At 29.0% G+C, this 13,736-nt stretch carries 11 protein-coding genes; 7 read left to right on the top strand and 4 right to left on the bottom strand.

Features of this window, described 5'->3' with window-relative positions:
* Window positions 1–23: 23 nt before the first annotated feature.
* Window positions 24–779 carry a polysaccharide biosynthesis/export family protein gene (locus DAD81_RS17800; protein WP_111709662.1) on the top strand — a complete coding sequence of 252 codons (756 nt, stop codon included), beginning with the start codon at window positions 24–26 and terminating at the stop codon, window positions 777–779.
* Window positions 780–782: 3 nt separating this feature from the next.
* Window positions 783–3,128, top strand: a complete 2,346-nt coding sequence (locus DAD81_RS17805; RefSeq protein WP_111709663.1) for a GumC family protein — start codon at window positions 783–785, stop codon at window positions 3,126–3,128.
* 247 nt (window positions 3,129–3,375) lie between these two features.
* On the opposite strand, the gene DAD81_RS17810 is transcribed toward DAD81_RS17805, so the two are convergent.
* The gene (locus tag DAD81_RS17810; protein WP_111709664.1) at window positions 3,376–4,116 is read right to left on the bottom strand and encodes a tyrosine-protein phosphatase; all 741 of its coding nucleotides are present in this window, start codon (window positions 4,114–4,116) and stop codon (window positions 3,376–3,378) included.
* 4 nt (window positions 4,117–4,120) lie between these two features.
* Window positions 4,121–5,488, bottom strand: a complete 1,368-nt coding sequence (locus DAD81_RS17815; RefSeq protein ID WP_111709665.1) for a capsule assembly Wzi family protein — start codon at window positions 5,486–5,488, stop codon at window positions 4,121–4,123.
* Window positions 5,489–5,879: 391 nt separating this feature from the next.
* On the opposite strand from DAD81_RS17815, the gene DAD81_RS17820 reads away from it, so the two are divergent.
* The 5 genes from DAD81_RS17820 to DAD81_RS17840 all read left to right on the top strand — a co-directional run bounded on the left by DAD81_RS17820 (window position 5,880) and on the right by DAD81_RS17840 (window position 10,926).
* A complete protein-coding gene (locus DAD81_RS17820; protein ID WP_111709666.1) occupies window positions 5,880–6,698 on the top strand; it encodes a prephenate dehydratase in 819 nt (272 codons plus the stop codon).
* Window positions 6,698–7,852 (top strand): pyridoxal phosphate-dependent aminotransferase, encoded by a 1,155-nt coding sequence (locus DAD81_RS17825; protein WP_111709667.1) that lies wholly within the window; start codon window positions 6,698–6,700, stop codon window positions 7,850–7,852. The genes DAD81_RS17820 and DAD81_RS17825 overlap by 1 nt, the downstream gene beginning before the upstream one ends.
* Window positions 7,853–7,856: 4 nt before the next feature.
* Window positions 7,857–8,714 carry a prephenate dehydrogenase gene (locus DAD81_RS17830; RefSeq protein WP_111709668.1) on the top strand — a complete coding sequence of 286 codons (858 nt, stop codon included), beginning with the start codon at window positions 7,857–7,859 and terminating at the stop codon, window positions 8,712–8,714.
* A gap of 17 nt (window positions 8,715–8,731) precedes the next feature.
* Window positions 8,732–9,808, top strand: coding sequence for a bifunctional 3-deoxy-7-phosphoheptulonate synthase/chorismate mutase type II (locus DAD81_RS17835; protein WP_111709669.1), 1,077 nt, complete (start codon window positions 8,732–8,734; stop codon window positions 9,806–9,808).
* Between the two features lie 140 nt (window positions 9,809–9,948).
* On the top strand, window positions 9,949–10,926 hold the full coding sequence (locus DAD81_RS17840; RefSeq protein WP_111709670.1) for a polyprenyl synthetase family protein: 978 nt from the start codon (window positions 9,949–9,951) through the stop codon (window positions 10,924–10,926).
* A gap of 4 nt (window positions 10,927–10,930) precedes the next feature.
* Here the strand turns inward: DAD81_RS17840 and DAD81_RS17845 are convergent, their stop codons facing one another.
* On the bottom strand, window positions 10,931–12,121 hold the full coding sequence (locus tag DAD81_RS17845; protein WP_111709671.1) for a carboxypeptidase-like regulatory domain-containing protein: 1,191 nt from the start codon (window positions 12,119–12,121) through the stop codon (window positions 10,931–10,933).
* 58 nt (window positions 12,122–12,179) lie between these two features.
* Window positions 12,180–13,694: a GH3 auxin-responsive promoter family protein gene (locus tag DAD81_RS17850; protein ID WP_111709672.1), complete on the bottom strand. Its 1,515-nt coding sequence runs from the start codon at window positions 13,692–13,694 to the stop codon at window positions 12,180–12,182.
* Window positions 13,695–13,736: the final 42 nt, after the last annotated feature.

Here is a 13,736-nt window from a genome sequence, read left to right on the forward strand (position 1 = left end):
AATATATTTACAAAAAATAGTAAATGAAAAATAACAAACTTCAATTAATTTTTGTGCTACTATGTTTATTAGTTGCGACTTCTTCTTGTGTCTCTAAAAAGAAAATGATTTATTTTCAGAATGATGAAGTAATAACTAATGAATTACTTAAAAATTATGCTCCTAAAATTCAAAGTGATGATATTCTTAATATAACTGTGAATGGGTTTGATCCTGAAACGGCAAAACCATTTAATTTGTATCAAGGTGGAGATCAAGCAAGTTCAACAAAATCGATTACATATTTGGTAGATATTGAAGGTGATATTACATTTCCTATATTAGGGAAAATACCAGTTGCAGGTTTAACAACTAATGAGTTGAAAAACTGGTTTATAAAAGAATTGGAGTTGTATATGAAAAAACCAATTGTAAATATTCGTTTAGAAAATTTTAGGGTATCAATTTTAGGGGAAGTAAAATCCCCTGGATCATTTAAATTAGAAAATGAGAAAGTTTCAATCCCAGAAGCTATTGCTATGGCTGGAGATATATCTATTCAGGGAAAAAGAAAAAATATTCTTTTAATTAGAAAAAATGGTGAGAAAATAGAAAGTATTCGTTTGGATCTTACAGATAAATCTATTTTTAAATCACCATACTATTATTTAGCACAAAATGATATTGTATATGTAGAGCCTAATAAGGCAAAAGTTAATTCTTCAGCAATTGGAACTACATCTTCATTAATATCAATAGCAACGGCATTGTTGTCTTTAGTACTTATTTTAACACGTTAAGTTATGCCAGAAAACCAAGAGTTGAAACCAATAAATTTTAATGAAGGCACTATTAATATTCGTGAAGAAATTGAAAAATACTTATACCATTGGAAATGGTTTGTTTTAAGTCTGGTTGTTGCTTATTTTGCTGTAAAAACGTATTTGAGATATACTCCAAATCAATATGCTGCAACAACTACAATTTTAATTGGTGATAAAGAGAATAATGAGCTTTCTGCATTTAAAGAGTTGGGATTGGTAGGAAGTTCAAACAAATCTTTAGAAAATGAAATAGAATTATTAAAATCGAGAAGTTTATTTGAGCGAGTTGTAAAAGATTTAAATTTAAACCTTCAATTTTATAAAAAAGGAAGAGTTTATGATTCTGAAATGTTCAATCAAAGTGCTCCTATTAAAATAAATTTTTTATTTGGAAATGAAAAACTGTATAATTTATGGGCTACATTTTCAATAATAACAAAGTCTAAAACAAGTTTTGTTTTTGTAAATGGTTTAGAAAGTAAGGAATATGATTATGGCCAAAAAATAACTTCAAGTTTTGGAGATTTAACAATTACGCCTTTAAGTGTTGATAGATTGCAGCCTGGAGAAGAAATTATTGTAAAAGTAAGTCCGGTTATTGTAATTGCTAATAATTATAAAAATAGAGTTCAAATTCAAGTAGTTAATAATTCAAGTGTATTAAAATTATCGCTAAACGACTATGTAACATCTAAAGCTCAAGCAATTTTAGATTATTTGGTGTTTCAATACAATAAAGATGTTGTAGAAGATAAAAATTTAATTTCTAAAAATACCAATGAATTTATAAACGAGCGAATTGATGCAATTAATAAGGACTTGAAAATTGTTGAGGCCGGTGCTGAAGCATATAAAACCACTAATAAATTAACTAATATAAGTTCTGAAGCAGACATTGCTTTACAATCTAAAACAGCGCTTGAGGATAAGATTATAGAATTAAACTCTCAATTAAAGTTGGTTGATTATGTAGAAGATTATATCAACAACACTTCAAAAGAATTTATTCCTGTTAATTTGGGGTTAACAGAAAAATCAATAGATGAAAGCACTCAAAAATATAATGAATTAGTACAAGAACGAAATCGTATTTTTAAAAATTCGAGTAGTTTAAATCCTGTAGTTATAAATTTAGAGGAGCAAATAGCAACATTTAAAGAAAATATAAAGCAAAATCTGGGAAGTCTTAAATCTTCAATAACAATGTCTTTAAGTGAATTAAGACAACAAGAATTTAGAATGGCCTCAAAAATTGCTACTGTACCTAGAATTGAACGCGAATTTAGAGATATTGAGCGTCAGCAACAAATTATTGAAGCCTTGTATTTGTATTTGTTACAGAAACGTGAAGAGAATTCAATTTCTATGGCAGTTACAATTCCAAATGCTAAAATAATAGACAAAGCCTATGGAAGTAATGTTCCAGTAGCTCCTAATCGCAGAATGTATTTAATGGGTGCAATTGCATTAGGATTTATAGTTCCTTTCGCAGTTTTATTTATAGTTTTCTTATTAGATAATAAAGTGCATACAAGAAAAGATGTTGAAGCTGTTTTAAATGTGCCAATTTTAGGTGATATTCCAAAATCAAAAACAGAAACAAAAGTTGTTATTTCTGAGAATGACCGAGATAGTAAGGCAGAGTCTTTTAGATTGTTACGTACAAATGTTAATTTTATGCTTTCAAGTGTAAAAGAAAATGCGAAAACAATTTTTATTACTTCTACTATTGGTGGAGAGGGAAAAACGTTTATTGCCATTAATTTAGCGTCAGTATTAGCATTAACTGATAAAAAGGTATTGTTGGTAGGAGGTGATATTAGAAAGCCAAAAATCGCGACTTATTTAAATTTTAAATCTACAAAAAAAGGACTTTCTCATTTTCTTATGGATACTTCTATTAGGCCTAAAGATGTAATTCAGCGAGTTGATGGTACAAATTTTGACGTTTTGGAATCTGGAATAGTAGCACCTAATCCTTCAGAATTATTAATGAATGGTAGGTTTGAAGAGATTTTAACTTATGGAAATAAAAATTACGATTATGTATTGGTAGATACTGCTCCAATTAGTGTGGTAACTGATACCTTGTTGTTTAGTCATCATGCAGATTTATTTGTTTATGTGGTGCGTGCAAATTATTTAGATAAAAGGTTATTAGATATTCCAAGTAAATTACATGAAGAAAAAAGGTTGCCAAACATGGCAATTCTTATTAATGATACAGATTTAGAGCGTGGTTATGGATACGGTTATGGTTACGGATATGGATATACGCAAGAGGTGAAATCTAATAAATGGTGGCGTAAGTTGTTGCCGTTTTAGAATTTAATTAACTTTTTTTTAGCTCATTAAAAGGTATCCTCAACAAGAGTAGTCTTATTTTTAGAGTTGAATGTTTTTTTGTTAAGTGTCTGAAAATAAAAACTTTAACTTGATTAATCCTATTAAATTGGAAATCTTAGAATCTTATTTTGTAAGTATCTGTGATGAGGCTTTATAATGTTTAGTTACAAATTCCTTATAAAATAAAAATTGGATAAGTTACCTCATTCAACATAACATTATATAATTATTTTAGTATTGAATTATTTTCAATAATTGGAGAAATCAGTTTTAACAATTTTTTATTATTAATGGATTCTAAAAATTTTAAATGTCGTTCTGAATGAGTATCTGTTCCTACAAAATTAATTAAACCATCTTTTAGTAATTTAATTGCAACCTTTTTAATATCGGGGCCGTAATAATTAGATAGCGATAATAGGTTTAGTTGAAATAAGCAACCAGCTTCTTTTAATTTTAAATATTCATTATAGTTGTTGTGATAAAAAACGTAACGTTCTGGATGTGCTAAAATAGGAGTGTAACCTTTAATTTGAATTTTAAACAGTAGATCTTTTAGGTTAATTGGAGGGTTTAAATAAGACATTTCAATCAAAAGATAATTATCTTTAATTGTAAGTAATTTTTCAGTATCTAATAAGTGTTCAAAATTAGAATCTAGCATATATTCTGCCGCAGCTCTAATTTTTATGTCAGCCAAATTATGTGTTTTTAAGTAATCCTTCAATTGAAATAACTTGTTTTGTATTATCTCAGGATTATTATTCCAAACTCCATCCATTATATGTGGTGTTGTTACAAAATTATTGACACCAAAACTATGAAGTGTTTTTATAAGTGACACTGAGTCTTCAAAACTTTTTGCACCATCATCAATATTTGGAAGTAAATGAGAATGAATATCAATAAAATCATTTGAAAACAATGATGTGATTGAGACGTTATTTTTTTTGAATAAGGAAAACATATACTTAAAATTTACCGGTTTTTGATAGTTTAAGGAATCCTCCCAAATTATTAGGTAAGAAGTCTCCAAGATCGCCTGTTGCTCCAAAAGAAATATCAAATGGAAAATTATTCTTTTTGTAATTTAATTCTAAATAAGGAGAAAATTGGTTTTTATTTATTGGAGTATTAAAACTTCCAGCATATTTAGTGTAAGTTAAATTTGCTTTGTATTCAATATCTGGATGCACATATCCTTTAAAACCAAAATTAAAGGAAGTGAATCTATTTTGAGCTATTCCAAGAGTTACATCATCAATAGAAGTTTTTGGAACAAAAAATGGGGATCCAATTGTATTTCCAAAATATGTCCATCCACTTTTATAAATAGAATTATTAAAATAATTGTCAATTAAGCCATGTAGAGAGGTTGATTTACCCTGATGTTTGGTGTATTGGAACTCTGTTATAATATGTGTAATAATACTTTTGGGCTTTTTTAAGTCAAAAAACAGGCCGTATAAAGCATCGGGGTAGTTGGATAATTCTCTACCTGAAGCATCTTCAAAAGGATGTGACAAATAAAAACTCCAATTTAAATTCGTTCCTTGGTGGTCTAATTGAATCTGGTAATTTCCAATATGGTTACCTAATGCATTAATTTGCTCTCCAGAGTTGGAGAGTTCACCACCTGCACTACCTGATATAACTTTAAGATAGTCACTAAAACTAGAAGGTTGTTTTCCATACTCTTCGGAGGTTCCTCCCCATTGAACATAATGATCTAATCCTGTTGTTAAAGTAAAGGTATTACTTAGTTTAGATTTAAAATACAAGCTTTTATGATGAAGATGTGCATTGTCTACTGCTCGTTTATCGTTTAAAATATATTCCGCATAATTAACTTTAGCGCTTAACCAATTTTTGGCGAATGGTAGTTTAAAATAGTTTTTTGTTTTAATGTTAATCCCTGGAATTGCTCTCGCATTAATAGATTTAATAATATTTCCATTTGAAACGGATAAGCCTTCAAAAAGAATTTCATCGTTTTTGCTTCCAATATCCATTTGAATATTTTTAAAAAGAAGACTTCCATAAAGTTCATTTATAAGTATATCATTCTTGTCTGCAATATAACCAGTAACTGAAGCTTTGTAAGAAAACTTAAATAAGTCATTTGAATCTTTAAAATCTGAAAAAATTGCGGTGTTTAATAAAACATTGTTATTGTTTGGTACGGCACCAAATTTATTTGCTCTTAAGAAAAAAGGAAGTGTTTCTTTTGCAGATACATTAGAACTTAATTCAACTAAATAATTTTGAGATTGCATTTGAGAGATTACAAACAATATAAAAATTGAATTAGTTAAACCTTTAATGAATGTTTTCTTCATAGTAAACTGTATAAAAAAGCAAAGTTAATTAAAATTAAAGTAGAATTTTAGAACAATCTGTTTGATTACAACGAGTTGTTCAAATGTATATTGTTTAAAAAATAATGATTTAAATTGTGTTTTTCATTAAAAAAAATCGCATATAGCTATTATTTTTTAATTTTTGTATTGAGGGTGAATGTTTTTTATAAAAATGATTGATGTTTTAAATATTATGTATAAATTTGGGCTCATATTTAACGAATTATGATAACAAATAACACTTGGAATAGCTTCTATTTTTACTTTTATTTTAACAATAAGAGATGAGGCTTTGTATGTGTTAGTTAAAAATATAAATTATAAAGTCTCGAAATTATTTCGAGATTTTTTTTTGATAATTACTGAATAAATGAAAGTAGCAATACAAGGAATAAAAGGATCATTCCACCACATAGTGGCTGAGGAATATTTCGGTAAAAATATAGATTTACTTGAGTGTTTATCTTTTACTGAAATGCCTGCATTATTAGAAGATAATAAAGCAGATGTATTGATTATGGCTATTGAAAATTCAATTGCAGGTGCAATACTACCAAATTACGCACTTATTGATGACCATAAATTAACAATATGCGGAGAATTTCATTTGTCAATTCATCATAATTTAATGGCGCTTAATGGGCAGTCTATTGAAGATATTAAAGAAGTATATTCACATCCTATGGCACTATTACAGTGTCATAAATTTTTTAAAGACTATCCACACATTAAATTAATTGAAGATGAAGATACTGCATCTGTAGCAAAAAGAATTCAAGATAATAAATTAATGGGTGTTGGAGCTATAGCAAGTAATTTGGCTGCTGAAACCTATAAATTGGATATTTTAGCATCAGACATTCAAACAATTAAAGAAAATGCTACTCGTTTTTTTATTTTAACAAATAACCAAGATAAAAGTAGTGTTTCAGCTAATAAAGCTTCAATTAAATTTATTACAAGTCATGATACTGGAAGTTTGGCAGAAATTTTAACCATGTTAGCAAAGCACGGTTTAAATTTATCTAAAATTCAATCAATGCCGGTGATAGATACTCTTTGGAAATATTCATTTTTTGCAGATGTTGTTTTTACAAGTTATGCAGACTATTTTGATGCTCTTGAAGAGATTAGAGAGAAGGTAGAAGCACTGGAAATATTAGGAGAATACAATAAAGGAAAAAGATAATGATACAAAAAGCTGACAGATTAGGAAGTGTTAAAGAATACTACTTTTCAAAAAAATTAAGAGAAGTAGCAGCTTTAAGAAGTGAAGGGAAACCAATTATAAATATAGCTATTGGGAGTCCAGATTTACAACCACCATTAAGCGTTGTTAACGCATTGCAAAGCGCGGTTGAATTACCAAATGCACATCAATATCAAAGTTATCAAGGTATTCCAGAATTAAGAGAAGGAATGTGTAATTTTTATAAAGAAAAATACAATGTTTCTTTAGATATGAATACTGAAGTGCTTCCTTTAATGGGATCTAAAGAAGGTATCATGCATATTTCTATGGCTTTTTTAAATAAAGGAGATAAGGTGTTAATTCCTAATCCAGGATATCCAACATATGCATCTGTAACTAATTTAGTGCAAGCTGAAGCTATTAATTACGATTTAAATGAGGCGGGAAATTGGCTGCCAGATTTTGATGCATTAGAAAAAGAAGATTTAAAGAATACGAAAATAATGTGGGTAAATTACCCTCATATGCCAACTGGTGCCGTGGCAAGTAAAGAAGATTTTAAGAAATTAATTGCGTTTGCAAAAAAACATGAGATACTTATTGTAAATGACAATCCGTATAGTTTTATTTTACATAAAAATCCGTTAAGTATTTTAGAAGTTGAAGGAGGAAAAGAAGTTGCTATAGAGTTAAATTCTTTAAGTAAAACCTTTAATATGGCAGGTTGGCGTGTAGGAATGGTTGTTGGTGATGCAGAAATTATTAAAACGATTTTACAAGTAAAAAGTAATATGGATTCTGGAATGTTTTTAGGAATTCAAAAAGGGGCTGTTGAAGCATTTAAACTTGGGGATGACTGGTTTAAAGGTCAAAATGAAATTTATACATCAAGAAGAGCAATAGTTTGGAAAATATTTGATGCCTTAAATTGTACTTATGATAAAAACATAGGAGGATTATTTGTTTGGGGGAAATTACCGAAAGGAGTGAAGTCTGAAGAAATAACGGATGAGTTATTATATAATAAAAATGTATTTATAACACCAGGTACTATTTTTGGTTCAAACGGAGAAGGTTATATTAGGGCATCTTTATGTGTTGAAGAAAATGTTTTAAATGAAGTATTAAATAGATTAACAACTAAAAATTAATACAATGGAAAAGTTAGTTGTATTAGGATTAGGGTTAATTGGAGGTTCTTTAGCTTTAGATTTAAAAAAAAGAGGTCAATTTAAAGTTTTTGGATTTGATAAAAATCCAGAGCATATAAAGAAATCACTTGAGTTAGGTGTAATTGATGAAGAAATTTCATTTTCAGAAATTGCAGATGCAGATGTTATTATTGTGTCTGTTCCTGTAAATGTGGTAGGGAAATTAGTTTCCAAAGTTTTAGATATTGTATCTGCAACTACCTTGGTTTTTGATGTTGGATCGGTAAAAAATGAAATTTGTAAAGAAATTGCAAACCATCCAAATAGAAAGAATTTTGTGGCAGCACATCCTTTGGCTGGTACAGAATTTTCGGGTCCTGAAGCTGCAATATTAAATTTATTTGATGAAAAAGTAAATATTATTTGTGAAGCAGATAAAGCAGATTGGAGAATTTTAGATAGAGCAATTAGCTTGTTTAAAATGTTGAATATGCACATTAAAATGATGAATCCTGTAGAGCACGATAGGCACATAGCTTATGTTTCACATTTATCGCATGTAAGTTCATTTATGTTAGGGAAAACAGTGTTAGAGATTGAAAAAAATGAACAAGCAATTTTTGATATGGCAAGTACGGGTTTTGCTTCAACAGTTCGTTTGGCAAAAAGTTCAGCAAATACTTGGACACCTATTTTCTTAGAAAATAAAGAGAATGTGATTAAATCATTAGATGAGTATATAAAAAACTTAAATGAATTTAAAGAATTGATTGAAAATAATGATGCTGAAGCGTTGAACGAATCAATGAACAGCACCAATTATATAAAAAGTATATTAAACGGAATAAAAGAAAGCAACTAAATAAGATTTAAATTAAGATGGAAATTACTAAAGAAAACAGAAAGTGGTTAGATGGAATGGGATTAGATCATCCTATTGTAATTGCAGGACCTTGTAGTGCAGAGACAGAAGAACAAGTTTTAAAAACAGCACATTTATTAAAAGATACAGATACAAATGTGTTTAGAGCTGGTATTTGGAAACCTAGAACAAGACCAGGAGGTTTTGAAGGTGTTGGAGGAATCGGTTTACCTTGGTTACAAAGAGTTCGTGAAGAAACTGGAATGAAAATTACTACTGAAGTTGGAAATGCAAACCACGTAGAGTTGGCTTTAAAAGCAGATGTAGATATTTTATGGATTGGAGCAAGAACAACTGTAAATCCTTTTGCAGTTCAAGAAATTGCTGATGCTTTAAAAGGTGTTGATAAACCAGTGTTAGTGAAAAACCCAGTAAATCCAGATTTAGCTTTATGGTTAGGTGGTGTTGAACGTTTTCAAGCAAATGGTATTTCTCAATTAGGAGTTATTCACCGTGGATTCTCAGCATACAATACAGGTCATTACAGAAATAAACCGAAATGGCATATAGCAATTGAATTGAAAAAAGAATTTCCAGATTTACCTTTAATTTTAGATCCATCTCATATTTGTGGTCGTAGAGATACTATTTTAGATGTTTCACAAACTGCATTGGATTTAAACTTTGATGGATTTATGATTGAAACTCATATTGATCCAGATAATGCTTGGAGTGATGCTGCACAACAAATTACACCTGCAAGATTGGATGAAATTACTAAAGAATTAAAAATTCGTCAAAAAAGTAGTTCTAAAGAAAGTTTCCAAAATAAATTAAATTTATACCGTAAAGAATTAGATTTAATTGATGGAAATATTGTTGATATTTTAAGCGATAGAATGGTAATTGCAGAAAATATTGGCAAATTAAAAAATAAAGAAAATGTGGCTATTTTACAAAGTGGTCGTTGGTCTGATATTTTAGCGGCAATGGTTGAAACTGGAGTTAGCAAAGGCTTAAGTAAAGAATTTGTTGAAGAAGTATTTAAAGCTATTCACGTTGAATCTATTAACATTCAGCACAGAGTAAAATAGTTCTAATTAAAGAATATATATAGAACCTTGGTTTTAATAAAGATTTATGTTGGATCTAAATTAAAATCAAGGTTTTTTTATAGAATAAATCTGGTATTATTGTAATATCATTTAAAATAATCTGTTATTTTTGTTAACCAATGAAGCCAATAGAACAAATTAAACAACCCATTCTTGATGAAATGGAGCTCTTTGAATCTAAATTCAGAGAAGCAATGGTTACTAAGGTTCCTTTATTAAATAGAATTACGCATTATATTGTAAGACGAAAAGGAAAACAAATGCGACCAATGTTTGTTTTTTTGGTTGCAAAAATGGTTTCTAACGGTAATTTTGATGAACGTACTTATAGAGGAGCTTCAATAATAGAATTGATTCATACAGCTACTTTAGTGCATGATGATGTTGTTGATGATAGTAATAGAAGAAGAGGTTTTTTCTCTGTAAATGCTTTATGGAAAAATAAAATAGCCGTTCTAGTAGGTGATTTTCTACTTTCAAAAGGATTATTACTTTCAATTGATAATGAAGATTTTGATATTTTAAAATTGATTTCTGTTGCGGTTCGTGAAATGAGCGAAGGAGAATTATTACAAATTGAAAAGGCTAGAAAACTTGATATTACTGAAGATGTATATTTTGAAATAATTCGTCAGAAAACAGCAACTTTAATTGCGGCTTGTTGTGGTATTGGTGCCGCTTCAGTAGGAAGTGAACCCGAAGAAATTGAAAAAATGCGTCTTTTTGGAGAGTTGATTGGTATTGCTTTTCAAATTAAAGATGATTTGTTTGATTATACCAATGCTAAAATTGGAAAACCTACAGGTATTGATATTAAAGAGCAAAAAATGACCTTGCCTCTTATTTATACACTTAATAATTGTACTTCAAAAGATAAAAAGTGGCTAATAAATTCAGTTAAAAATCATAATAAGGATAAGAAAAGAGTAAAAGAAGTTATTGCTTTTGTAAAAGAAAACGGAGGTATTGAATATACTATTTCAAAAATGAAAGAATATCAAACAAAAGCATTAGATATTTTAAAATCTTACCCAGAGTCAACCTATAAAGAGTCTTTACTAATTATGGTTAATTATGTTATTGAAAGAAAAATCTAAGGATTTAGTTTTTCTTATTCACTAATTTAAACTGCGTTTCTAAAGGCACTCCGTAAAGACCTTCAATCTCAGATTTTATTTTCTTATAAAATTTTGTGTCTGGTGGTAAACTTAAATTATTCCAAAACTCTGGATTGTAAGGTAAATCTAAAAGCCCCATATCAAGGTCTATTCCGTAATCTCTAATTCTTCTTTTGTCCTTCTCGGTGTGCACAGAATATACAGAACCTTCTACTTTGTAAGAAGTTCTATTTGCAATTGTATTTCGATATTCACTTGGGACTTTTTCGTTTTGAAGTACCCATTCATGTTTAAAATAGTTTAAAACTAATTTTCCACTTTTGTGATTTTTATATAAATATAAAGTGCGGCCTCTTTCTATTTTGTATATTTTATGGGTGTCAATTCCAATATAAAAAGTAATTTTTTCCCATTTAATTTTAGGGTTTTGTCCTGTTACAATTAGAACGTCTTCACCTTCATATGAAGAGTTTCCTGTTCTTTTCCAATTAAATTTTTTTAAATTTCGTCTATGCTGGGAATCGACAGGTCTTAGTGGATTTAATTGTACCATGTAATTTATCCAGTGAGTCCAATCCTTACTTTTCCAAACTCTATAATCGGCTGATTTTCTTGCCTGAGTAACCTGCAGTCTTCCTAAACCGTATGCTGGTCCTCTATCTAAATATTTTAAGTAGTTTTCTACAAAAAATTTTGATGTACCGCCCTCAGTTGTAGCTCTACGGAGTAGTATTTCTAATACGTGAGTACTACTTAATGTGTTCTCTTTTACTTTCTTTAGAGCGTTTAATACATAGGTTTTAGCACTTAAAAGTTGCACTTCGTCCATCATTATCGCACTTTCTTCTAGGATAATCTTTTTATCCTTTAGGTTCATGAATTTTTCTACTTGAATTCTTGTTGATTTAAATCCTAGTGATGATATGGTTAGAGTGTCTTTCAATTCACTATTTGAAACTTGCAGTGAAAACTCACCATCTTCAGTACTAGATGTTCCTCTACTTTTAGAAACAATACTTACAGATGCATAAGGAATTGTAATTTGAGATTTATCAATAATAGTACCTTTAAGTTCTATTTTTTTAGTTTGTGCAGTTAATTGAAATAAGGAAACAAATATTCCTAATAAAGAACTAATAATGTAATACTTGTAATTAATAGATTTTTGTTTCATTCAGAAAAATATTTTTCTAAATATAATAATTATTTCTAACTGACTAGGTTTCTATTTGTTATTTGTTTAAGCATATCAATTCCTCAATATGTTTTCTAGAATTTGAAAGTCTAGGAACTTTATGTTGTCCTCCTAATTTTCCTTGTAATCTCAGCCAGTCGTAAAACAATCCTTCTTTGGCTATATTTATTTTAGGCATTTTTAAAGCCATATTGTTATAGCGTTTTGCCTCATAATCTGAATTAATAGATTTTAGCGCATTATCCAATAATTCTGTGAAATAATTTATATTGTTAGGCTGTTTATCAAACTCAATCATCCATTCGTGTCCACCGCTTTTATTCGCATCCATAAAAATTGGTGCAGCTGTATATTCCAGTATTTCGGCATCTGTTTTTAAACAGGCTTGTTTTAAAGCTTCTTCAGCATTTTCAATAATTAATTCTTCTCCAAAAACATTTATAAAATGCTTTGTTCTCCCTGTTATTTTTATTCTGTAAGGATCTAATGATGTAAACTTAACGGTATCACCAATTAAATACCTCCATAAACCACCATTGGTTGTAATAACTAGCGCATAATTAATATCTAATTCTACTTCTTGTAGAGAAATGGTTTCTGAATTTTCGCCATCATATATATCCATTGGAATAAATTCATAAAAAATACCATAATCAAGCATTAAGAGCATTTCAGTTGAATTATTTATATCTTGAATAGCAAAAAATCCTTCTGAAGCATTGTAAGTTTCGTAATATTTAAAGTCTTGTTTAGGAATTAATTTTTTAAAATGTTCACGGTATGGGTTAAAATTTACACCACCATGAAAATAAACTTCCAAGTTAGGCCAAACTTCTAAAATGTTTTCTTTTCCGGTTTCTTCTAATACTTTATTTAATAAAACTAACATCCAACTTGGTACACCAACTAAACTTGTAATGTCTTCATTAATAGTTTCTTCAACAATAGCTTGTATTTTGGTTTCCCATTCACCCATTAAAGCTGTTTCTTGTTTTGGAGCACTGCTAAAATCCGCCCAAAAAGGCATGTTTTCAATAATTATAGCAGATAAATCACCAAAATAAGTGTCATTATCTTCATAAACAGCGCTGCTTCCTCCTAAACGTAATCCTTTTCCGGTGAATAGTTGCGCTTCTTCATTATTATCTAAATAAAGACACAACATATCTTTTCCTGCTTTAAAATGACAATCTTCTAATGCTTCATCACTAACAGGTATAAATTTACTTTTGGCATTTGTAGTTCCACTAGATTTTGCAAACCATTTTATTTGAGTAGGCCAAAACACATTTTGCTCGCCCTTTCTGGTGCGTTCAATTAAAGGTTCAATAGATTCATATTGTTGAATAGGAACATTTTTAGTAAAATCTTCATAGGTTTCAATATTTTTAAATTGATAATTTTTACCAATTTCAGTGTTTTTTGCTTTGTATAATAATTTAAACAATAATTCATTTTGAACATCAATAGGGTATTTTAAAAATAACTCTATCTGATGTTTTCTTTTTTTTAGAAACCAGGAAATAATTGAATTAACTATTTGAAAGGGCATATTATATTAAGTATATTTAGCGAGTTAAATTTAATAAAAATC

The organism is Lutibacter citreus (genome assembly GCF_003260195.1).
Lineage (GTDB): Bacteria > Bacteroidota > Bacteroidia > Flavobacteriales > Flavobacteriaceae > Lutibacter > Lutibacter citreus.